Genomic DNA, 24,018 nt, shown 5'->3' on the forward strand with positions numbered 1-24,018 from the left:
GGCAGGTCACTTCCAGACCAGAAGCATTAAGGCATGCTAAAAAATGGTATTTTGATAAATACAGATAGGTATTTCAGCCCAATTTATAAACAGGTATTTACCTTCCATGACAAATAAGCATAGCCTACCTCCACTAAGGCAATGCACACTTAATTAAAAGCCATGAAATAAAAAGAGGATGTTGTTATCAACATCCTCTTTTCTTTTACTTCTATGCAGTTATATTCTAGGCATTAACTTCAGCTAAAGCCTCGCTTACATTAATGGCATAATCGGCTAATTTCTCGCATTCTGAGAATAAATCATTGAATATAATACCAGCCTCATAAGTATAAACCCCATTCTTAAGGTTATCCAGATGCTCTACCTTAAGCTGGTTACGGTAATTATTGATTTCATCTTCCAACTGCTTTGCTTTTGTTATGTGAATGTCTTCGTTGGAATCATCGAGGTTAGTCAGCATCACATCCAATGACTCATCAACCAGGTTAAACATTAACTCCAGCTTTTTCAGAATTTCTTCATCAAATTTAATATTGGCGTTACGCATTCGGTTGATCGTCTTGGCCAGATTATAGTTACAATCGCCAATGCTTTCCAGGTCATCAACCAATTTTAACATTGAACGAACCCTTTTACGTCCAAGATCACTGAGTTTACCCTGATTAACCTGTGCAAGGTAGTTTGCAATTTCAACTTCTATATTATCACAGATACCCTCATATTTTTCAATGCGTGCAAACTGCTTACTGAACTTACTATCCTTATTCTGGTTCATCAGCTTACGAATGAAGCCGAACATCTTTTTACTGTGTTTACCGAACCAGTGCACTTCTTTACGAGCTTGCAATATAGATAGCTCAGATGTTGAAAGCATACCGGTTGTAATAAACTTCAGACGAAATTCCTCTTCCTCAAGCTCCGATGAAGGAACCATTTTTACAACTACCTTTTTAAATACAGGTACGAACCATATAAACAGTAGTACATTAAGAACATTAAATGAAGTATGGAATATAGATAATGCCGTTGGAATAGCCGCCACTGATTCAGATGGTGAAACACCATTGCTTTTGGATACAAAGTGATCAATGGCATCAACAAACCACGGGAAGACCATTAGCATCCAGGTTACACCCATAAGGTTAAACAGTAAGTGAACACGTGCAGCTCGTTTAGCAGATACGTTACCGACCGCAGCGGCAATATTAGCAGTGATGGTAGTACCTATATTCTCACCCATCACCATGGCCGCTGCCAGGTGGAAAGGAATCCAACCCTGATTACACATTACGAAGGTCAGGGCCATTGTTGCACTGGAAGATTGAATAACAACAGTTAAAATGGCACCAATAAATAAGAATATTAGTGTTGAGCCAAATCCAAGATTCGTGTAATGCTGTAAAAAGCTCAAAACCTCAGGGCTCTCTTTAATATTAGGTACAGAACCTTTTAAATACTCCAGCCCTAAGAAGAGGAGTGCAAAACCAACCAAAAATTCTCCCCAGGAGCGACGAGACGAATTTTTTGAAAAGATCAGAGGCAAACCCAAACCTATCATTGGCAAGGCATAAGCGCTTATTTTCACTTTGAAACCAAGTAAAGTGATCATCCAGCCAGTGATGGTTGTACCTATGTTGGCTCCCATAATAACTCCAATGGACTCAACCAGCGACATTAGACCGGCATTAACAAAACTCACTACCATAACTGTAGTGGCCGATGATGATTGTATGATGGTGGTTACCAAAAATCCGGTTAACACACCTAAAAATCGATTGGATGTCATGGCAGACAAAATCTTTCGCATACGAGCACCAGCAACCTTTTGTAATGCTTCGCTCATCATCTTCATCCCAAAAAGAAACAACCCTAATGATCCTATCAGGGTTAGAAAATCAAAAAGTGAATAATTCATAATTTCATGAAATGAGAGGTCTTAAATCCTCAAAAATAAACCCGTTCAACTATCTCAAAATAAAAGCCCCAAAGATGTAATTTTTTTTCATCTCTTAATGTTTATTTTACATTCTATTAATGATTTTTTAACCTCTAAATATACTTTTTAGAATTGGTCTAAGTAACAGTACTGTCGTTTTCCTATATTCTTCACATTAATATGAAAAATATACTAAATTGAACCTTTGACTACCTTAGTAATGCACCGCGGATATTTTCTTTGTAATTTAACGAATTGCGTCAGAAAATACTCTTCAAATGAAAAACATTACACTCGTATTCACTACACTTTTGCTTTCTGTTGTTCTTTCATGCACCAACGAAAAAGCAGATACAGCAGAGAGGTTTACATCATATGTTAATCCTTTTATGGGCACAGATGGACCTGGCAATACCTATCCTGGCTCTTCTGTTCCTTTTGGTATGATACAACTTAGTCCGGACCATGGTATTGGTGGTTGGGATCGCATTGCTGGTTACTTTTATCCTGATACTATTATTACAGGTTTTAGTCACATGCATTTAACAGGTACAGGTGCAGGTGATTTGTACGATATCCTTTTAAGTCCGATCAACTCTAAAGCTACGAAGACAATAGCTGAAAACGGAAATCGTCCTTATAGTACATTCTCACACGATAATGAGCATGCCGAGCCGGGATATTACCAGGTATACCTGCAGGATTACGGAATTAATGCGGAGTTAACTACTACACGTCGAACAGGAATTCATCAGTACACCTTTCCTCAGGATGATCGTTCGGGTTTTATAATAGATTTGGGATATGCTTTAAACTGGGATGCTCCAACTGATACATATCTTAAAATAGTGGATGATACAACCATAGAAGGATATCGCTTTTCAACAGGATGGGCCAAAGATCAACGTGTATTTTTTACAGCTAAGTTTTCTAAACCATTTGAAACCACTCAGCTTTATGCCGACAACAAGCCCTCTGAAAGTTCATCTGTGACACATAAAAACACGAAAGTAATCGTCAGGTTTTCTACAAGTGAAAGTGAAAAAATACTGGTTAAAGTTGGCTTTTCAACAGCATCGAATCTTGGTTCATCAAAAAGCCTTGAAAAAGAGGCATATCATAATGACTTTAGCAAATACACTAAATCAGCCTCTGATATGTGGGAGGCAGAATTATCTAAAATAAAGATTGAAACAGACAACGATACCTGGAAAAAAACATTTTACACCACCCTTTACCAGTCAATGCTGGCACCAACATTACTGAGTGATACTGAAGGTCATTATAAAGGTGCTGATGGAGAATACCACCTGGCTGACGACTATGACAAGTATGATACTTTTTCACTATGGGATACCTTCAGAGCGGCCCATCCTCTATACACCATCATGCATCCTGAGAGAGTAAAAGATTTTGTCAATAGCATGTTAAGCCACTATAAGGAAACAGGATTATCACCGGTATGGTCAATGCAAGGCAATGAAACTGATATGATGATTGGTTATCATGCTGTTCCGGTAATTGTTGATGCCTATTTTAAAGGATTACTGAATGATTTTGATCCTGAACTATTATACGAGGCCTGTAAATCAAATGCCATGGACGATGCTCATGGAATCAAAGAGTATCGCGAACTGGGCTATGTACCGGTTTCTTTTGATCATGAAAACTGGTCGGTTTCAAAAACAGTTGAATATGCTTATGACGACTGGTGTATAGCACAATTGGCTAAAGCACTGAATAAAGAAGATGATTACAATTATTTTATGCAACGCGCCGGCAACTGGCAAAATCATTACGATAGTGAGTCATCATTTTTACGCCCTAAAAAGGCTGATGGTAAATTCCTGGAGAATTTTACAGCTAAAGATTATACCGATCATTTTTGTGAGAGTAACGCCTGGCATTATTTCTGGTTTGTTCCGCATAACATACAGGGTTTGATTGATAAAACAGGTGGCTATGAGCGCTTCGAAGAAAAATTGGATAGCATGTTTACATATCACCCAAAAGATGACGATGAATTACCAATTTTCAGTACTGGTATGATTGGCCAGTATGCCCATGGTAATGAACCAAGTCATCATGTGGCCTATTTGTACAATTACCTGGGTAAACCCTGGAAAACCCAGGAACGTGTAAGAGAAATATTAGAAACTCAATATGCTCCAATTCCTTATGGTCATTGTGGAAATGAAGATTGCGGACAAATGTCGTCCTGGTATATTTTTAGTTCAATGGGTTTTTATCCGGTTAATCCGTCTGATGGCATTTATGTCATAGGGACACCTCTGTGGAAAAAGGCCAGCATTCAACTTGCCAATGGTAAAACATTTGAAATGACAGCTAATAATATGTCTCAGAACAACAAATATGTAACGAATGTAACACTCAATGGGAAACCTTTAGACAGAGCTTATATTTACCATCATGAGGTAAGTGCGGGAGGTCACCTTGTATTTGAGATGTCAGATAGAGAAAATAAAGAATTATGGAATGACAGTAGTGCATTTCCACCATCAGATCAATAAAATAAAAAAACTGATTGGAGTATTGTTTTTTATACTTCAGTCAGTTTTTTTAACCTTATAAGGCAAGGCTTAAGGCGATAACAGATAAAATAAAAATCTGCAAAATCAGGAACCTTACTGGAATGTCAATTCCTCTGACCCATTCTCTAATGGTTAATAATTTTCGAGCCATCATAGTTTACTGGTTTTATTCAATGTAAATTACAGTTTCTTACTACTATTCCAACTCCCGATTCATTCCTCTAGACGTAACATATTACTTAAGGTTGCGTTTGTCAAGAGAAAATTTCCATCAACATTTATTAATATTCATAACGGATTGACTATCTAATTATTATGCAAATAATTATTTTTTTTATTTGAATTTAAGAGTAAATTCTCTTTATTTGTAAACAATGAAAAAGCAATTATTTCATATCGCTTCTACCAGATTAATCGCTGCTACAGCAATTAATTTCACTTCTCATATGATGATGTGTATGATGATGACACGCTAAGTGTCACAACGCATCGTATCTGAAAATCAAACAATTAATAGTACAGACCGGTGCGTTGAGCCCGGTAGAGGTTAAAACAGAACATTAACCATAAAAACTAAATAATTATGTCTGATTTTCAATTTGAAACACTCCAGTTACACGCTGGTCATGATGTAGATGAAACAACCTTGTCAAGAGCAGTCCCTATTTACCAGACCAGCTCATACTTATTCAAAGATTCAGAGCACGCGGCTAATCTTTTTGGCTTAAAAGAATTTGGTAATATTTACACACGCATCCAGAATCCAACAACTGATGTATTTGAAAAACGTATTGCCGCATTGGAAGGTGGAGTAGGGGCATTGGCCGTTTCATCGGGCCAGGCCGCACAATTCATTGCATTGACAAACTTTCTGGAGGCTGGTGATAACTTTGTTTCCACCTCATATTTATATGGCGGAACATATAACCAGTTTAAAGTGCAATTCAAGCGACTTGGTATCAAGGTAAAATTTGTTGAAGGTGATGATCCAAAAGAGTTTGAAGCTGCCATTGACGAAAATACAAAAGCCATTTATATCGAAACAATAGGGAATCCACAGTTTAATATTCCTGACTTTGAAGCCATCGCTGCCATTGCAAGTGCTCATGATATACCTTTGGTGGTCGATAACACATTTGGAGCAGCTGGATATTTATTCCGTCCATTGGAACATGGTGCAAATATTGTAGTTGAATCGGCAACGAAATGGATTGGTGGCCATGGCACATCCATTGGTGGTGTCATTGTTGACGGAGGTAATTTTAACTGGGGTAATGGTAAATTTCCTTCCTTTACTGAACCGTCAGAAGGCTATCATGGACTAAAATATTGGGAAGTATTTGGAGCAGACAGTCAGTTTGGTAACATCGCTTTTATTATTCGCGCCCGTGTGGAAGGACTCCGTGACTATGGTTCTGCATTAAGTCCATTTAATGCTTTTCTTCTAATTCAGGGTCTCGAAACCTTATCCTTGCGTGTTGACCGTCATGTAGAAAACGCGCTTAAGATAGCTGAATGGCTTGAAAGTCATCCAAAAGTCGACTATGTGAAATATCCTGGATTATCATCAAGTCCATACAATTCATTAGCTAAAAAATACCTTAAAAGAGGTTTTGGTGGTGTGATGAGCTTTAAGATTAAAGGTGATGCTCAGGCGGCTGATAATTTTATTAACAACCTGTCATTAATAAGTCACCTCGCCAACATTGGTGACGCTAAATCTTTAATTATTCACCCAAGTTCAACCACTCATGAACAATTAAGTCTGGAGGAACAGAAAGCCTCAGGAGTTGAGCCTGGATTATTGAGACTGTCTGTTGGTATCGAACACATAGATGATATTAAGAATGATCTGTCACAAGCTTTTGATCAACTTTAAATAATATTTCAAACCATCTGATTAGCTAACACATTGGATGGTTTGTAATTTCCTTTACTTTTGCAGAGCAAAACAAAAATAACCAATAACAAGCTTTAAGTAACTTGTTAAAAAAGACAACCATGAAACAAAAACTTAACATTGGTCTTTTCGGCTTTGGTGTAGTTGGTCAGGGATTATACGAAGTATTGAAAACCAGCCCTGCGTTTGATTCTGAAATTTCAAAGATTTGTGTAAAGAACAAGAAGGAACGTTCACTTCCTGAAAATTTCTTTTGTTACGATGCTGATGATATATTGGATGATCCGGATATCAACACTGTTGTAGAATTAATTGATAATGCCGATGAAGCTTATCGCATTGTAAAAAAGGCCTTACAAAATGGAAAACATGTTGTTTCAGCCAATAAAAAAATGCTGGCTGAGAACATGGCAGAGATGATACAACTGCAAAAAGAAAACAATGTTTCATTACTTTATGAAGCCTCAGCTTGTGGAAGTATCCCGGTTATCAGAAACCTGGAAGAGTACTATGACAATGATCTGTTACTTTCGGTTACCGGAATATTGAATGGTTCCTCCAATTATATCTTATCAAAAATCTTTGATCACAACCAATCATACGAGACAGCACTAAAGGATGCCCAGGATCTGGGTTTTGCCGAAAGCGATCCAACGTTTGATGTAGAAGGCTTTGATTCGTTATATAAGCTGATTATACTAACCTTACATAGCTTTGGATCAGTTATAGATCCTGATGATGTATTAACCTATGGTATTTCCAACATTTCTGATTTTGACATCCAGTACGCGCGTGAAAAACGCTACAAGATCAAGTTAGTTGGTCAGGTAGAACGGCTGCCTGGTAATAATATAACCTTGTTTGTTTTACCGCGTTTTGTTCGTAAAGATAAATACATCTACAGTGTTGAAGACGAATTCAATGGCGTTGTGATCAAGGGAAAAGCATACGACAAACAGTTCATGTTTGGAAAAGGAGCAGGAGCTCATCCAACGGGTTCGGCAGTATTATCTGATATAACAGCACTGGCACACAACTATGCCTATGAATATAAAAAGATGAACTATGCTGATGATTTCAATTACTCAAAAGAGCACCAGGTAGAGCTCTACCTCAGATACTCGGATGAAGCAATACTGGAAAAATTTAACTTTGAATCTATTAGTGAAGAATACAAAGGACCCGAGTACAGTTATAAAATAGGTTATATCAAGCTATCACAACTATTAAAAATTAATGATCAGTTACGCGATTTAGATATTTTTATGGCCATTACAGGTGCGTCACTTAATTACTAAATCAACCTGACTAAGAATATTATTCCAGCGAGTCAATATGCACGGTAGCTTGTATATTGGTTCGCTTTTTTATTAGAATTTCGTAATTAGTAGCAATTTCATGTGCATGGTGAATGGTAAATTCAGCAGGTAAACGAATATGAAAAGTCATTTCTGTATGATTCCCATATTGATGAACTAAAAAATGATGTGGATACAACTCAAAATCTGCTACTTCATTTGCTAATAGAACAATTTCTTTACGTAAATCATCTTCTATTCCTTCTCCTAACAGATGGCTGATATTTTCCTTTAAAATAGAATAGGTAGTATAGAACAATAATAATGAGACAATAATACCTAACACGCCGTCAATCCACCAGTAATAATGCCCGATGAATATGCCAACTAATATCACCAATGATGATATGGCATCAGAACGGTGGTGCCAGCCATCGGCAACCATCGATTTAGAATGTGTTCGTTTCCCAATAATAATGGAATATTGTGCCATAATTTCTTTCACAACGAGGGAAATAACTGTAACAACAATAGCTACTGTTCCATATTCCACTTCGCTGCGACTTTGTAATTTAAGAATTGATTCTTTCAAAAAACTAAAACCAATGATGGCTAATAACATACCAACAATTATTGAGGCAATAACTTCTGCACGACCATGTCCGTATGGATGTTCTTTATCAGCGGGTTTAGCTGACACTTTTAGACCAATCAATACAGCAACTGATGAAATACTATCACTTAATGTATGCCAGGCATCAGCAATGATGGCTACCGATGAACTTACAATTCCTGCCCAGAGTTTAATCGCAAATAAAAAGATATTTAACAAGATTGAGCCATAGGTGGCTAAAATCCCAGTCTTATTTTCCATAAAAAAATCAATAATTTCAAGGGTTAAGACAATCTAATTGATGATTTGTTTACTCAGGATGCTGATACTTAATCAACGTAAAAAAAATCAGATATAATACTATCTGTTATCATTTTCCTCTCTTCTGATACAAAACAAAATCCATCAAGCACCACGACATTGTTTTGTTTTAACTGGTGCCTTAATTCATTGTTAAAATGGTGCTTTATTTTAGAATTGAACGTTTCCATAAAATCCAGATGAAATCCTTTTTGCGTGCGCAGGCCAAGCATAACAAATTCATTATACCTGTCAGTATCAGTTAAGGTTTCCTTCTCTGTATAGGATTGATCATTAAGTAAAGCATGGCAATACTTCCGTAGATCCCTGACATTCCACATTCGATTTATTCCATCAAAAGAATGAGCCGAGGGACCTAAACCAAGATACTTCATACCAGTCCAGTAATTACTATTGTGTTTTGATTCAAGTCCTTTTCTTGAGAAATTCGAAATCTCATAGTGCTCAAAACCGGCATCTTTCAGGGCAGAAACCAGATAGTCAAATTGTTCGATACTTGACTCTTCGGGTACCTCTTTAAGTTTACCTTTCTTTAAATAATCGTAATAGAGGGTTCCTTTTTCAAATGTCAGATGATAGGCTGAAATATGTTGTACATTGCTGGCAATGGCCAGTCTTACATTTTCCTTCCATTCATCAAATGTCATATATGGTAATCCATATATTAAGTCAATGCTCATATTTTTTATGCCCATTTCATTGGCAATATGAATAGCTCTTTGAGCCTGATCAGCATTGTGCCGGCGATTCATTTTTCGTAGATGAGAGTCAAAAAAACTTTGAATACCCATACTCAAACGATTAACACCGAGTGCTACGATATCTTTAATATATTCTTCATTTACATCATCCGGATTAACTTCGAGGGTCAACTCTTGTAAATTTTTAAATGAAGCAAATTCTTTCAAGGTTAGAATGATTTTTTCAAGTTCAGATATCGATAGGGTTGAAGGTGTTCCACCTCCAAAATAAATGGTTTGAATATCTTCTTTTAAGAAAAAAGTACGATTAAGCTCTATTTCTTTACAAAGAGCTTTAATATATTCGTCTTTCAATTGTTGATCTGTCGTTTTGTAGAAATCACAATATGAACATCGTGTATAACAAAACGGAACATGTATGTAAATGCCTGCCATTACTAGGATTGTTTCACGTGAAACACTGAAGAACAGTCGTTTATTAACCGGTTATCAACAGTTTTTAAACATTTAAATCTAACTTATTAACAACTTCAACAAGCAAATGTATTATTTCAAAAAATACCATAAAACATTAAGTATAATTTTAATAATTACTGTATTAAGCCTCATTAATACGGTCAGAATAAAACCCGATAACCTGCCAGTAATACCACATTTTGATAAAATTGTTCATTTCCTGATGTATTTTACTTTGGGATTTGTATTCATGTTTGAATACTATATTCACCATCATAAAACCATTACCCGTGTTTCAAAAATTTTGATACTACCACTTATTTACGGCGGTATTATGGAAGTGTTGCAGTATGCAGTAACTCCATACCGAAGTGGAGATTGGTGGGATATGTTAGCTAACGGCTGCGGAATTTTTGCAGCTTTCATAGCGGTAGCTTATTTAAGGAATAACACCTTTTTCAATAAATGGATGTTATTCCCATTAAAAAAGCCAATGTTTAAAGCTTAATATAATCTGATTTCTCTTCCATATTAGTCAGAATCTTTGCGATAGTCTCATTGGAGAAGAAGTCAAACATTTGCTTACGAATAGAACTATACTGATCGTGAACCGGACAAGCATAGCCCTCTTCACTATTGCTTTTACATGAGTGCATACCTATCAGGCAATTGGTAAATACATCGCTGCCATCAATAATAGATACTATATCATAAAGGGTAATTTCTTCAGCTGCACGTCCAATACTAAAACCGCCATGAGGACCCTTTGTACTTTTTAATAATTTTTGCTTAGCCAGACTTTGCAATATTTTTCCAAGAAAAGGCGTGGGAATATCCAGATCTTTTGAAATCTGTTTGATGCCAATTTTCTTTCCATCCTCGTCATTTACAGCTAAATAAATTACTGCACGAATGGCATATTTACACGTATTTGATAACATTTTTATTGAGTTTGTGGCTAAGGTAATAAAATCATTAAAAAACCTTTATCTCTTTATATGCTTTTTCCACTGCTCATTAAATGTTTTTTCAGAAAAAGGAGAAAGATCCTTCTTTCGGCCGATAAAACGATTCTTTACAATTTTAAAGAATGTACTCTTTAACTTTCCTCCGAAACTATTCATCAATTGACGGCTTGATAAAATCCTGAATAGAAAAGCATTGGTCCCTTTATCAATTATTGATTGATTAAGCTGAGCAAGCTGACGATTATAAAGCAACATATCAGTTAAAGGTATTTTAACAGGGCAAACCTCTTCACACATACCACATAATGAAGAGGCAAAACTCAGGTGATTGTAATCTCTAAAACCCTTGAAATAAGGTGATAAAACAGAACCGATTGGTCCACTATAAGTTGTACCGTAAGTGTATCCTCCTATATTTTTGTATACAGGACAAGCATTAAGACATGCACCGCACCGGATACATTTCAGGGATTTTTTAACATTCTCGTTTTGATATATTTCAGAACGTTTATTGTCCAGTAAAAAAATAATCATTCTTTCAGGCCCATCTAATTCCTGCTCTTTTTTAGGACCAAAAAATACATTACTATAAACCGTCAATTGCTGACCTGTACCATGAGCTGCCAGTAAAGGCCAGAAAAGCGGCAGTTGTTCAATACCGGGTATTACCTTTTCAATACCTGCAATAACAATATGCAGCTTTGGAAAAGATGATGATAGTAGAGCATTTCCTTCATTTTCAGTTACTGCAACAGCTCCCTCATCGGCACAAAGAAAGTTAGCTCCGGTAACCCCCACATCAGCATTGATGAACTTCTTTCTTAACAAGTTTCTAACAAAACCTGTTAATTCTTGAGCTGTCAGGGATTTATCTGTTTGAAAATGCGCATTAAATAAATCAGCAATATCTTGCTTTGATTTATGCATGGCAGGAGTAACAATGTGGTAGGGCTTCTCTCCGGCAACCTGCACAATAAATTCACCCAGATCAGTTTCAACAGATTCAATTCCTATTTTATCCAGCTCTTTATTCAATTCAATCTCCTCAGTTACCATGGACTTACTTTTAACAAGCATCTTACATTGTTCTGCTTGTAAAACAGATGATAACTGTTTTATTAAATCATTCGAATCTTCAGCCCATAAAACTTCTGCCCCGTTGTTAATTGCATTCTGCTCGAATAGTTCAAGATAATAAGGCAGATGCTTAATAGCGGTGTCTTTTATATCTGAAGCTATATCCTTTGCCAGTCCCAAATTTTGATACCGTTCTTTCCCCGCGCTCACGGCCATATCATACTTTGACATATTATAATGAATAATACGTCGATGATCAATATCGCCCGATACTCTTGCAGCGTCTTTTTTAAATGAATGAACAGTATTCAATAAACCTATTTTAAAGGAATTTTATCTATGCGTTTTTGGTGTCTTCCACCTTCAAACAAGGTATTAACAAATTTATCAACAATACTAATTGCTACTTCTTCTGACACATAACGTCCTGGCACAGTGCAAATATTAGCATCATTATGTAAGCGGGCCATCTCTGAGATTTCAACACTCCAACAAAGAGCAGCACGGATCCCCTGATGTTTATTAACAGTCATGTTAATACCATTTCCACTTCCACAAACTGCAATACCTATTTCATATTCGTTGTTTTCGACAGCTGATGCCATGGGATGAGCATAATCGGCATAATCGGTACTTTCCTCTGAATAAGTACCATAGTCCTTTACTTCTGCACCTTTTTCAATTAGAAAACGTTTAATGGCTTCTTTTGCCTCGTATCCGGCATGGTCTGCTGCTAATGCAATTGATTTAAATATCATCCTATTTTTTTTTTACAAAGATAGTGATGCTTCAGGCATTTTAAAACATGTTAAAAAACCTGTTGTTTAATGTTAAAAAGATGTGAACTTTCTTTCATTAATAATGAAAACTTTGTCTTGATAATGTAAAAGATAATTACAATACAAACACGCAATTGAATTATAGATGTTGGTAAGCCATTTATTTTATCTTGATTTTTAAACCGTTTTTAACCCCTCTTTAAACATTAACAAACAAAGAAATTATTAAATTTGAAGCCTATTAACAGTTTGTTGAAATAGTTTAAAATCTAATTAATATCAATGAATTAACAGATTGTAAACATGTTAATAAGCGGTTAGTAAGCATTAGCTTTATTGTGAAAACCTGACAAACAAACTTTATTCAATAAAAATACTAACCTTGCTAACAGGATATCATTATTACTATATTTTTTAAATTTCTTTCTATAATATAATATGAATATAAAAGATAGTTGGTTGAAAAGTGGATATGTGAATGAACCGGTTCCAACACATATAGATATTAAAAAGGAAATAATTCGTTTGAAGGAAGAGAAGGATGCTATTATAATGGCTCATTTCTATCAGACAGACGAAATACAGGACATTGCCGACTTTGTTGGGGATAGTTTAGCCCTTGCACAAGAAGCGGCTAAAACAGACGCTAAAATCATTGTTTTAGCGGGTGTTCATTTTATGGGTGAAACGGCTAAAATTCTTTCACCTGATAAATTAGTCCTGGTGCCTGATTTAAATGCCGGATGTAGTCTTGCTGACAGTTGTCCGCCTGAGGAGTTTAAAGCTTTTGTTGATCAGCATCCTGATCATACCGTACTAACCTATGTTAATACCACTGCAAAAATTAAAGCTTTATCTGATATCGTTGTGACGTCAACGAATGCAAAAAATGTTGTTGATAGTTTACCTAAAGAAGAAAAGATAATTTTTGGTCCTGACCGTAACCTGGGTAATTATCTTAATAGTATTTCAGGAAGGGATATGTTGTTATGGGATGGTGCGTGTCATGTTCATGAAAAATTCTCTGTTGAAAAAATAGTAGAATTAAAGAAAGAACATCCTGAAGCTGTTGTGCTGGCACACCCTGAATGTAAAAAGCCGCTCTTATTACTGGCCGATTTTGTAGGTAGTACCGCAGCACTTCTTAAACATTCAATTAACAGTGATGCTAACAAATTTATTGTTGCAACAGAATCAGGAATCATTCATCAGATGCAGAAAGAGAGTCCAGATAAAGTCTTTATTCCTGCTCCTCCCAATGATTCGACATGCGCTTGCAATGATTGTGAATATATGAAACTCAACACCATGGAGAAATTATATAATTCACTAAAGTATGAATGGCCATCTATTGATGTGGATGAGGATATTCGAAAGGATGCAGTTAAACCAATTAATAGAATGTTGGATATTTCAAAAAAAGCCGGACTTTAAGAACCTTTAACGAACCTTACCCGCAATGGAAAAGTTAGAACATCCTGTATCTGTTTTATTAGTCGAAGATAATGTGTTGAACCAAAAATTGATCTTTCTCAATTTATCCAAGTATGGTTTTAAGATTGATATCGCCAATCATGGCAGGGAAGCTATGGAAAAACTGGAGCACGGTCAATATGACCTGATTCTTATGGATCTGATGATGCCAATTATGGATGGATTGGAAACGACAGTTGCGATTCGTGAAAAGGAGAAAGTCACAAAGCAACATATGCCAATAGTTGGTTTAACTGCTAATACCTATGACGCCGATCGTGAAAAGTGTCTGTCATATGGTATGGACGAGTATATGGCTAAACCTTTCGATCTTCAGGAATTCTTCACTAATTTAAAGAAATTGAATATAATTTAAACTGTATATGACTTTCGACATAAGAGGTAATGGAGATACAGAAAAGGAGCTTGAGAGGGCTTTAAGGCCCCTTTCATTTTCTGATTTTAAAGGACAGGATAAAATTGTCGAAAATCTCGAAATATTTGTTCAGGCTGCCAGAATGAGGGGCGACGCGTTGGATCATGTTTTGTTGCATGGTCCTCCTGGATTGGGAAAAACAACATTATCAAATATTATTGCACATCAGTTAGGTGTTGGGTTTAAGTTAACAAGTGGTCCTGTTTTAGATAAGCCGGGTGATCTGGCAGGTATTTTGACAAGTCTTGAAGAGAATGACGTATTGTTTATTGATGAAATACATCGCTTAAGCCCCGTTGTTGAAGAATATTTGTATAGTGCGATGGAAGATTTCAGAATTGATATCGTTATTGATAAAGGTCCTGGTGCGCGAAGTATACAAATAGACTTAAATCCATTCACACTTATAGGGGCTACTACTCGCAGTGGTTTATTGACAGCTCCTCTTAGAGCCCGCTTCGGTATAAACAGTCATCTGGAGTATTATAACTCAGAAACCATCGCGCACATTATTGAGCGTTCAGCAGATATTCTTGAGGTACGTATTCACCAAAACGCCGCTGATGAAATTGCAAGAAGAAGTCGCGGTACACCACGTATTGCCAATGCTTTGTTAAGACGGGTTCGTGATTTTGCACAGGTCAAGGGAGATGGAACAATTAACCTTGATATAAGCAGGTTGGCCTTAAATGCTTTGAATATAGATACTTTTGGGCTTGATACCATGGACCATAAAATCCTGTTAACATTAATCGATAAGTTTAATGGTGGTCCTGTTGGTGTTAATACCATTGCAACTGCAGTTGGCGAAGATGCCGGTACCATTGAGGAAGTTTATGAGCCGTTTTTAATTATGGAAGGGTTTATTAAACGCACACCAAGAGGTCGTATGGCAACAGCCCATGCATATGAACATTTAGGAAGAGAAACGAATTTAAACCAGGGAACCCTATTTTCATAGTATTTTGAGTAAACTTAAAAAGCTTGCCGGAGATACAGTTATCTATGGTCTTAGCACCATACTCGGGCGATTAATTAATTGGTTGTTAATGCCGTTTTACATTCGAACTCTTGATAAAGTCGAATTTGGTGGTGTTGTAAATATTTACAGTTATATAGCTGTAATTCTTGTTATATTGACCTTAGGTTTCGAAACCGGATATTTTCGTTTTGTTAAAGAACACAGAAGGCAGGTACTGCTCAAAAATCTTGGAACTGTTATTACATCACTCAGTTTATTGTTTGTCGTTTTAGTCTATATGTTTAAATCTCCTATAACTGATGTGCTTGGAGATGAGTATTTACGAGCTGATTATTTTCTTATCGCCGCCGCTATTGTTGCTCTCGATGCAATCACCAGTATTCCATTTGCTGATCTGAGAATTCAAAACAGAACAATACGTTATGCTTCTTTAAAGTTTATCTCAGTTATTTTGAATGTGGGTTTTAATGTCTTTTTCCTCGTTATTTGCCCTTATCTGCTAAAAGAGGGGTATGACATCATTGAAGTTATATTTGATCCAAAAAATAAGCTCTATTACGTTTTTGTATCGAATTTATTAAGTTCTCTTATAATTAGCTTTTTCTTGATACCAACAATGTTCTTTGTAAAAGCTTCCTTTGATTTAAAGTTGATCAAAAAAGTATTGAAATATTCTTTACCTATCATGGTGGTCGGTTTGTTTGGAATGCTGATTCAAAACAGTGACAAAATATTGATGGTGCATTTGATTGATACTGATTTTATGGATCCTATGGAAGCTCTTGGTATTTACGGAGCAAACTACAAAATAGGTATATTAATGGCGTTGTTCATACAATCATATCGTCTGGCGTTTGAACCATTCTTTTTTAAAGAGGGAAAGGAAAAGGCCTCAAAAGATTTGTATGCCCGGATTCTTAAGTACTTTGTTATTTTTGGATGTATTATTTATGTTGGTGTTCTTGTTTTTATTGATGTTGTAAATATTCTTTTATTACCAGAGTATTACGAAGGAAATGTTATTATTCCATTTATACTTATGGGACAATTATTCTTCGGTATTTATTACTCCTTATCGCTTTGGTATAAGCTTACCGATCGTACTAATTATGGTGCCTTAATTAGTGGTTTAGGTGCAATACTTGTAATTATTGGTAACGTTGTTTTAGTGCCTATAATCGGATATTTAGGGGCAGCTATTAGTTCTCTTTGTTGTTTCTTTATTATGACACTGATTTCTTATATTTTAGGGCAGAAATATTATCCGATAGACTATCCCCTTACGAGAATAATAATTCATATTGTTGCTGCTATTTTAATAGTTTATGTAAGTAATCTGTTTCGTTCAGATTCTCTATTATTTCATTATGCCATCAAAGGCACTATATTTGTTAGTTATTTTGCTTTTCTTTATATAATTGAAAGAAAAGAGTTCATTAAAATTTTATCATGACACAAGTTCAAATTATTAATAAAAGTAAGCATTCTTTACCTGGTTATAGTACTGAGCATTCTGCAGGAATGGATTTAAGAGCTAACATTGATGGTCCTGTAGTATTAAAACCATTACAACGTGTTCTAATCCCAACCGGGTTATATATTCAATTACCTGATGGACATGAAGCTCAGATAAGGCCACGTAGCGGTTTAGCTGCTAAATTCGGCGTAACTGTTTTAAATACACCAGGAACTATCGATGCAGACTATAGGGGTGAAATAAAAGTTATCCTTGTAAATTTATCTAATGAAGATTTCACGATTAATGATGGAGAACGTATTTGTCAGATGGTTATAGCTCAGTATACCAAAGTGGAGCTGAATGAAGTTGAAATACTAGAAGAAAGTGTTAGAGGCAGTGGCGGCTTTGGGCACACTGGAACGAATTAATTCTTACACTTTTAATTATTTAATACAATGAATATTAGATTCTTGTTCATAACCTTACTTACATTTTCATTATTCGGGTGTAAATCTCTAAAGCCTGGTACAGACCTAGAAGTTAGTAAGGAACAAATTAAAAAGGTTCAGTTAACAGATATACAGAAACGGAAATTCGATTACTTTTTTTACGAAGCCAGTCGTGAAAAGATGAAAGGAAATCTTGAAAAATCGGCCATGTATTTAACTGAGTGCCTTAAAATTGATGCGACAAGCAGTGCATCGATGTATGAACTGGCTAATATTCTGGTTGCGGGTAATGAAGTTGTTAAAGCTCAAGGTCTTTTAGAACGTGCCATTGCAATCGAACCCGAAAATATTTGGTATCGATTAATGCTGGCCGAGCTATATCAGCAGAATAAAATGGGATTTCAAGCCATACGATTGTATGAACAGATTGTAGCCGACTACCCCAATAATGATGAATATTTATATGGTTTAGCTCAAGTATACCAAAGAAATGGTGAAAATGAAAAGGCACTGTCCGCCTATAATAAACTTGAAAAAAGTCTCGGTCTTAATGAGGTTATAATTCTTGAGAAGGAAAAGATATTACTTGGAATAGGCAAAAATAAATCAGCCTTACAAGAATTAAATAAATTAGTTAAGAAGTATCCTGACGAAGCCAGATACTATGGTTTTATTGCTGATTATTACCTCTATCTTGAGGATGATGAAAACGCAAGAAACTACTACAATATAGTTCTTGAAAAAGATCCTGGGAACGTTATGGCATTTTTCAGTCTTGGTAACCTTGCCTTCCAGGCCAATGATACGGTTCAGTTTGTTGAATATTATAAACAAGGATTACAGTCTAAAACAACACCTTTTGAGTTAAAATTTCAGCGTATTCTTCCTTTTTTAATGGATAGTAAAAACCTAAATAAGTACAAAGGCTTTTTAGTCGAGTTCCTTGACACGATAATTGAAGCACACCCATATGAGGCCATGGCTTATGTTTATAAAGGTAATTTTTATCGTGCATTAAATGATAATGATAATGCTTTGGTTGCTTATAGAGATGCTCTGTCAATAGAGGAAAAGAATGAATTGATTTGGCAGGATTACCTTTTGTTAATGATCGATGGTCAGGATTTCAATAAAATCTATGGTAACTCCAAGATTGCTCTCAATCATTTTCCAGATAATGCTTTCTTTTATTTGCTAGCCGGAAGTTCTGCAGGTCAGTTGAATGAGCATAAGGAAGCAATAAGACTATTAGAACTTGGATTGTCAAAGGTCAAGGATAATAAAGCCATGGAGGCTCAGTTCTATGCTAATATTGGTGATATTGCTTATTCTGATAATAATCCGGATAAAGCGTTTGAATCTTACGAAAAGTCACTAAAGATCGATGAACTGAATATTGTGGTTCTAAATAATTACAGCTATTACCTGACCCTTGAAGGTAAAGATTTGGATAAAGCTGAACGAATGAGTAGTAAATGTGTGGAGTTAGAGCCAGGTAATTCTACCTATCTCGACACCTATGCATGGGTTCTTTTTAAAAGAGAACGCTACTTTGAAGCTAAATATATCATTGAACGTGCCATTGATAATGGCGGAGATAATAGTGCTGTAATTGTCGAGCATTATGGTGATATATTATACAAGAACGGTGACATAGATGGTGCTGTCTTACAATGGGAAAAAGCCCTTGAAATGGGAAGTGACAGCAAAACTATAAAAATGAAAATTGAGTCAAAAACATATATTGAATAGTGGGAAAGTCAGGGATTATTTTAGTTGGGATTATATTGATTCTTTTTTCAGGTTGTAAATCAACAAAAGAATATTACACCAAGGAAGGGACTTTAAGAAATATAGCTGATTATAAACTAATTAATTCAACTACTGAGAATTATTTGAATTATAATACACTTTTCTATAAGCGTTTTAAGGCGAGATACGAAGATTCGAATAATACACTTTCTTTTACCGGTAATTTATACATTGAAAAGGATTCATCAATAGTAGTTTCCGTGTTAAAAGGTATAGAATGGTTTAGAGTCCGTTTAACAAATAATTCTGTTGAAATTCTTGATAAAAGAAAGAAGACATATACTAGTGGAGACTATAAAATTTTATGGGATAAATTTATGGTTGAGCTTGACTATCATACCTTACAAAGTATACTGACAAATCAGTTATTTGTTTATCCTATCAATAGTGATCAAAAGTTAATTAAACGATACAAACATGAAGTTGGTATCGGGGAATACCTGCTACAATCTGTTAAAACCGGCAGGTTTGAAAGGAAATATCGAAAGGAAAAAACGAATGAAATGATTTTTCATCAGTTCTCGATTATGCCAGATGTTTTTAAAATATCAAAAGTAAATATCAAGGATTTTAATGCCAATAGCGAGTTAGATATTAACTATGATAATTTTTTAAATATAAATAAGAGTATCTTTCCTTCTATAATCAATATCAATGGTCAGCGTGGTAATGATAGTTTCTCCATTGAACTTCGCTTCGAACATATTGATATAGATAGTGATAGTTCGCTTGGATTTAAGTTTTCTGACAAATACAAAAAAGTCGTTATTAGTAATGAAGATTAATACCTGGTTTATAATTTTAATTGGTTTACTACTTTCCTTTCAGGCAAGTAGTCAGTCTCTCGAGCAACTCGAGAATGAAAAAAAGCAGTTAAATCAACGTATTAAAAATGCGAACGCGCTACTTGTAAGCTATAATAAGCAAAAAACTACCAGTATTAAAAATATCAATTTATTAAATCTTCAAATCAAAGATCGTGAACGTCTTATATCTATTTACGAGGAGGAAATCAAAGTACTCGAGTCTGATATAAGGACTTTAGAAATTGAAATAGACGAAACAAAAGAAAAACTTGAGCAGTTAAAAATGCAGTATGCCAAGTTGATTTCTGAAACCTATAATAACAAGAAGAGATATAATGAGTTATCGTTCTTTTTCGGCGCAGAATCGTTCAATGAAGCTTACCGGCGTTATTCAATGTTGAAAGAATACAATAGATTCCGTCATAATCAAGGTGTTTTGATAGAGAAAAATGCGAAGGAACTTGATAATTCATACCTTTTATTAAATACTAAATTAAAAGTTCAAAATAATGCTTTAAACAGTGTAAAAACACAGCATGAACAGTTGGTGTCTGATAAGTCTGCTGTTAATCGTAAAATTCAGGATTTAAAACGAAAGGAATCGTCAGTAAAACAGGATATACGCAAACAAAAGAGAGCCTTAAAAAAGCTTGAAGATGCCATTGTTAAAGTTATTGCTGAAATGTCAAAAGAAAAGGTTGAACCGTCAGATTTTCATTTAGCCAAAGGACAATTAAGCTGGCCTATTCAAAAAGGTATCGTTGTAAGTAAATTTGGCGAGCATCAACACCCTGTTTTAAAATACGTTAAGGTTAATAATAATGGTATAGATATTCAAAGTACTTCTGATAATACCGCAAAGGCTGTATTTAGTGGAAAAGTTACCAGAATTGTTCCAATTCCAGGTTATAATAAAGCCGTATTGGTTCGTCATGGAAGATTTTTAACCGTTTACGCCAATATTGAGGAAGTTCATGTAAATCCCGGGCAAAACGTAACTAAAAACACTAATATTGGTACTATATACGACGGAAAAGGTGAAAATTCTGGTGTTCTACACTTTGAAATTTGGGAGGAAAGTGTGAAATTGAACCCTGAGCACTGGTTATTACATTAATTGTTGATTGATCGTATAACTATTTCATAACTATTTCGTATAAAACGAATGAGTTTAATAGAATATTGAATAAAAGTCTTTTAAATAAGGCTAACTCTTTCTAATTTTAAGCATTATATAATGGAATTGACCGTGAATAAATTAGAATTCAACTCTGAAACTAAAAATATTAATATCGTAGAGAAATTAATAGATGATTTATCAAGTCAGTATGATTTGCATAGCGATATTTATGGTAAATTATTATTGGCTGTAGTTGAAGGGGTTAATAACGCGATTGTTCACGGAAATAAACTTGATAAAGACAAGATCGTTACTGTAGAATATTCCATTGATGATGAGAAGGTAGAGTTCACTATTATGGACGAAGGAATCGGATTTGACTATACTAATATTCCTGATCCAACAAAGCCTGAAAACCTTGAAAAGACGCATGGTAGAGGTATTTTTTTAATGCATCATTTAGCTGATGATATTGAATTTGAAGAGGAAGGAAGTATCGTCAAAATGACTTTCAATATTATTTAAATGATCGAATTTCTTACCGAGGATGTAGTTTTACCTTCTTTTTTATCTGACCTTACAAAACGTTGGATTGATGAAGTAATATGTTCATTTAATAAGGAAAAAGGCGATATAAATTATTTATTTTGTTCAGACGAACAAATTCTTAAAGTTAATCAGAAATACCTTGATCACGATTATTATACTGACATTATAACCTTCGATTACTGTAATGGAATGGTTATTTCAGGTGATCTTATAATTAGTCTGGATACCGTCAAAAGCAATTCTGATAAATTCAATACCCCGTATAATGATGAGCTGCACCGTGTAATGATACATGGTATTCTTCATCTCATTGGTTTCAAAGATGCAACAGAAGATGAAAAGGTCATAATGCGTCAAGAGGAAGATAAGGCTTTATCATTGTTATCAACTTTTCATTAATTTTGCTGTTTATCTAACAGTGAATGAATAATATTTTAACGTATGGATTTTAAGTACGATGTGATTGTCGTCGGGGGAGGGCATGCCGGTTGCGAAGCAGCTGCTGCAGCTGCCAACTTAGGTAGTAAGGTTTTGCTGATTACAATGGACATGGGTAGGTTTGCTCAAATGTCTTGTAATCCGGCTATTGGAGGAATTGCCAAAGGTCAAATTGTTAGAGAAATTGATGCTCTGGGTGGTTATACAGGTATTATTACCGATAAATCATCTATACAATTTCGTATGCTCAACAGATCTAAAGGGCCGGCAATGTGGAGTCCACGTGCACAATGTGACAGGATGGTGTTTTCATCTGAGTGGCGAACCCAACTGGAGAAAATTGACAATGTATTTTTTTGGCAGGACTCTGTCGTTCAATTAATATTTCAGGATAACATAATTAAGGGCGTTAGAACGGCAAATAATGTAGAGTTCTTATCAGAGGCCGTTATTTTAACGACCGGAACCTTCTTAAATGGTCTAATGCACATTGGTTCAGTTACTTCCGAAGGTGGTCGTGTTTCCGAACCAGCTTCTAAAGGTATATCTGAACAACTTTTTGATAGAGGATTCACGGTTGGACGTATGAAAACTGGTACTCCTGTAAGAATTGATGAAAGAAGTATTAATTTTGATAAATGCGAAGAGCAAGAGGGTGATAAGGGTAATTATTTCTTCAGTTATTTGCCTCAATCTGATAATGGGTTAAAGAAGAGAAGTTGTTACATTACTTATACTAATCCTGACGTTCACAAAAAGCTTGAAGAGGGCTTGGATGAGTCGCCGATGTATAATGGAACGATTCAAAGTATTGGTCCACGCTATTGCCCAAGTATTGAAACTAAAATTGTAACATTTGCTGAAAAGGAAAGACATCAATTGTTTCTGGAGCCGGAAGGAGAAACTACCATTGAATATTATTTAAATGGCTTTAGTTCTTCTTTGCCATTACAAACTCAAATAGATGCATTAAAATTAGTGCCTGGATTAGAGGATGTAAAAGTGTTTCGTCCTGGTTATGCAATTGAATATGACTTTTTTGAACCAACACAATTGTATCATACCTTAGAAACAAAAGCCGTATCAAACTTGTATTTTGCTGGTCAAATTAACGGAACAACTGGTTATGAAGAAGCAGCAGCTCAAGGAATGATGGCTGGTATAAACGCACATCAGAAAATTAATTGTAAAGATGAATTTGTTCTTGGTAGGGATGAAGCTTATATCGGGGTGTTAATTGATGATCTGGTTACAAAAGGTGTTGATGAGCCTTATCGAATGTTTACATCTCGCGCGGAGTTTCGTATTCTTTTAAGACAGGATGACGCCGATAGTCGTTTGACGCCTAAAAGCCATCAAATTGGACTAGCATCAAATGATAGGGTTGAGCACCTTGAAAAGAAAATAGAATTAAGAAATTCGGTAATAGATTTCCTAAAAGGATTTAGTGTTAAGCCTAAATTTATCAATGAGTGGTTAATTCAAATGGGTACGACACCTCTCAAGCAGGGAGTGAAATTAATTGATATTCTAATGAGACCTCAAATTGGCATAAACGATTTAATTAAGGGAGTTGAGCCTTTTAGTGATTTTGTGCAGTCAATTAATGAAGATAGGAGGGAAGAGGTTTTAGAATCTGCTGAAATTATTTTAAAGTATTCGGGATATATAAATCGAGAAAAATTATTAGCTGATAAATTTAAGCGTCTCGAAAATTTGAACATTAAAAATAAGTTTGAATACGATTCCATAAAATCATTATCCACAGAAGCTCGTCAAAAATTGGCAAAGATACAACCTGAAACTATTGGTCAGGCAAGTCGAATTTCAGGTGTATCGCCAAGTGATATAAATGTACTACTTGTATTAATGGGGCGTTAATGTTCCACG

Annotated in this window: 21 protein-coding genes; 15 read left to right on the top strand and 6 right to left on the bottom strand. The window is 35.3% G+C overall.

All coding sequences use genetic code 11. The annotated features are described in order from the left end of the window. Positions 1–226: 226 nt before the first annotated feature. Positions 227–1,918 (bottom strand): Na/Pi cotransporter family protein, encoded by a 1,692-nt coding sequence (locus ACRD69_RS06905; protein WP_430814343.1) that lies wholly within the window; start codon positions 1,916–1,918, stop codon positions 227–229. A 299-nt stretch (positions 1,919–2,217) separates the two neighbouring features. On the opposite strand from ACRD69_RS06905, the gene ACRD69_RS06910 reads away from it, so the two are divergent. From ACRD69_RS06910 to ACRD69_RS06920, 3 genes are all read left to right on the top strand, one after another. Beyond that, positions 2,218–4,470, top strand: coding sequence for a GH92 family glycosyl hydrolase (locus ACRD69_RS06910; RefSeq protein WP_430814344.1), 2,253 nt, complete (start codon positions 2,218–2,220; stop codon positions 4,468–4,470). Between the two features lie 604 nt (positions 4,471–5,074). Next, on the top strand, positions 5,075–6,370 hold the full coding sequence (locus ACRD69_RS06915) for an O-acetylhomoserine aminocarboxypropyltransferase/cysteine synthase family protein (protein WP_430814345.1): 1,296 nt from the start codon (positions 5,075–5,077) through the stop codon (positions 6,368–6,370). A 122-nt stretch (positions 6,371–6,492) separates the two neighbouring features. Continuing rightward, on the top strand, positions 6,493–7,689 hold the full coding sequence (locus ACRD69_RS06920) for a homoserine dehydrogenase (RefSeq protein WP_430814346.1): 1,197 nt from the start codon (positions 6,493–6,495) through the stop codon (positions 7,687–7,689). 19 nt (positions 7,690–7,708) lie between these two features. On the opposite strand, the gene ACRD69_RS06925 is transcribed toward ACRD69_RS06920, so the two are convergent. Together ACRD69_RS06925 and hemW are read right to left on the bottom strand one after the other, a co-directional pair. Further along, complete coding sequence (locus ACRD69_RS06925; RefSeq protein ID WP_430814347.1) at positions 7,709–8,563, bottom strand: cation diffusion facilitator family transporter; 855 nt, start codon at positions 8,561–8,563, stop codon at positions 7,709–7,711. A 68-nt stretch (positions 8,564–8,631) separates the two neighbouring features. Next, a complete protein-coding gene (gene hemW / locus ACRD69_RS06930; protein ID WP_430814348.1) occupies positions 8,632–9,759 on the bottom strand; it encodes a radical SAM family heme chaperone HemW in 1,128 nt (375 codons plus the stop codon). Between the two features lie 106 nt (positions 9,760–9,865). On the opposite strand from hemW, the gene ACRD69_RS06935 reads away from it, so the two are divergent. Beyond that, positions 9,866–10,288: a VanZ family protein gene (locus ACRD69_RS06935; RefSeq protein ID WP_430814349.1), complete on the top strand. Its 423-nt coding sequence runs from the start codon at positions 9,866–9,868 to the stop codon at positions 10,286–10,288. Here the strand turns inward: ACRD69_RS06935 and ACRD69_RS06940 are convergent. From ACRD69_RS06940 to rpiB, 3 genes are read right to left on the bottom strand one after another with little or no spacing between them, the layout of a single operon-like run. Continuing rightward, complete coding sequence (locus tag ACRD69_RS06940) at positions 10,278–10,721, bottom strand: RrF2 family transcriptional regulator (protein WP_430814350.1); 444 nt, start codon at positions 10,719–10,721, stop codon at positions 10,278–10,280. The two genes, ACRD69_RS06935 and ACRD69_RS06940, sit on opposite strands and share 11 nt — an antisense overlap. Before the next feature lie 45 nt (positions 10,722–10,766). After that, a complete protein-coding gene (locus ACRD69_RS06945) occupies positions 10,767–12,137 on the bottom strand; it encodes a lactate utilization protein B (RefSeq protein WP_430814351.1) in 1,371 nt (456 codons plus the stop codon). A 5-nt stretch (positions 12,138–12,142) separates the two neighbouring features. Then, positions 12,143–12,583 (bottom strand): ribose 5-phosphate isomerase B, encoded by a 441-nt coding sequence (rpiB, locus tag ACRD69_RS06950; RefSeq protein WP_430814352.1) that lies wholly within the window; start codon positions 12,581–12,583, stop codon positions 12,143–12,145. 459 nt (positions 12,584–13,042) lie between these two features. Here rpiB and nadA point away from each other — a divergent pair, with 459 nt between their 5' ends. The 11 genes from nadA to mnmG all read left to right on the top strand — a co-directional run bounded on the left by nadA (position 13,043) and on the right by mnmG (position 24,009). Beyond that, on the top strand, positions 13,043–14,038 hold the full coding sequence (gene nadA / locus ACRD69_RS06955) for a quinolinate synthase NadA (protein WP_430814353.1): 996 nt from the start codon (positions 13,043–13,045) through the stop codon (positions 14,036–14,038). 25 nt (positions 14,039–14,063) lie between these two features. Next, positions 14,064–14,453 carry a response regulator gene (locus ACRD69_RS06960; protein WP_430814354.1) on the top strand — a complete coding sequence of 130 codons (390 nt, stop codon included), beginning with the start codon at positions 14,064–14,066 and terminating at the stop codon, positions 14,451–14,453. 7 nt (positions 14,454–14,460) lie between these two features. Continuing rightward, complete coding sequence (gene ruvB, locus ACRD69_RS06965) at positions 14,461–15,474, top strand: Holliday junction branch migration DNA helicase RuvB (protein WP_430814355.1); 1,014 nt, start codon at positions 14,461–14,463, stop codon at positions 15,472–15,474. A gap of 4 nt (positions 15,475–15,478) precedes the next feature. After that, the gene (locus ACRD69_RS06970) at positions 15,479–16,948 is read left to right on the top strand and encodes a lipopolysaccharide biosynthesis protein (protein ID WP_430814356.1); all 1,470 of its coding nucleotides are present in this window, start codon (positions 15,479–15,481) and stop codon (positions 16,946–16,948) included. Further along, positions 16,945–17,382: a dUTP diphosphatase gene (dut, locus tag ACRD69_RS06975; protein ID WP_430814357.1), complete on the top strand. Its 438-nt coding sequence runs from the start codon at positions 16,945–16,947 to the stop codon at positions 17,380–17,382. The genes ACRD69_RS06970 and dut overlap by 4 nt, the downstream gene beginning before the upstream one ends. A gap of 27 nt (positions 17,383–17,409) precedes the next feature. Then, positions 17,410–19,155: a tetratricopeptide repeat protein gene (locus tag ACRD69_RS06980; protein ID WP_430814358.1), complete on the top strand. Its 1,746-nt coding sequence runs from the start codon at positions 17,410–17,412 to the stop codon at positions 19,153–19,155. After that, positions 19,155–20,000 (top strand): lipoprotein insertase outer membrane protein LolB1, encoded by an 846-nt coding sequence (gene lolB1 / locus ACRD69_RS06985; protein WP_430814359.1) that lies wholly within the window; start codon positions 19,155–19,157, stop codon positions 19,998–20,000. Before ACRD69_RS06980 ends, lolB1 begins: the two co-directional genes overlap by 1 nt. Then, positions 19,990–21,138: a murein hydrolase activator EnvC family protein gene (locus tag ACRD69_RS06990; protein WP_430814360.1), complete on the top strand. Its 1,149-nt coding sequence runs from the start codon at positions 19,990–19,992 to the stop codon at positions 21,136–21,138. The genes lolB1 and ACRD69_RS06990 overlap by 11 nt, the downstream gene beginning before the upstream one ends. Before the next feature lie 132 nt (positions 21,139–21,270). Further along, on the top strand, positions 21,271–21,666 hold the full coding sequence (locus ACRD69_RS06995) for an ATP-binding protein (RefSeq protein ID WP_430814361.1): 396 nt from the start codon (positions 21,271–21,273) through the stop codon (positions 21,664–21,666). Next, positions 21,667–22,089, top strand: coding sequence for an rRNA maturation RNase YbeY (gene ybeY / locus ACRD69_RS07000; RefSeq protein ID WP_430814362.1), 423 nt, complete (start codon positions 21,667–21,669; stop codon positions 22,087–22,089). It begins immediately after the preceding gene. Between the two features lie 42 nt (positions 22,090–22,131). Continuing rightward, positions 22,132–24,009: a tRNA uridine-5-carboxymethylaminomethyl(34) synthesis enzyme MnmG gene (gene mnmG / locus ACRD69_RS07005; protein WP_430814363.1), complete on the top strand. Its 1,878-nt coding sequence runs from the start codon at positions 22,132–22,134 to the stop codon at positions 24,007–24,009. Positions 24,010–24,018: the final 9 nt, after the last annotated feature.

It is taken from the genome of Carboxylicivirga agarovorans, assembly GCF_050589845.1.
In the GTDB taxonomy this organism is placed as follows: Bacteria; Bacteroidota; Bacteroidia; order Bacteroidales; family Marinilabiliaceae; genus Carboxylicivirga; species Carboxylicivirga agarovorans.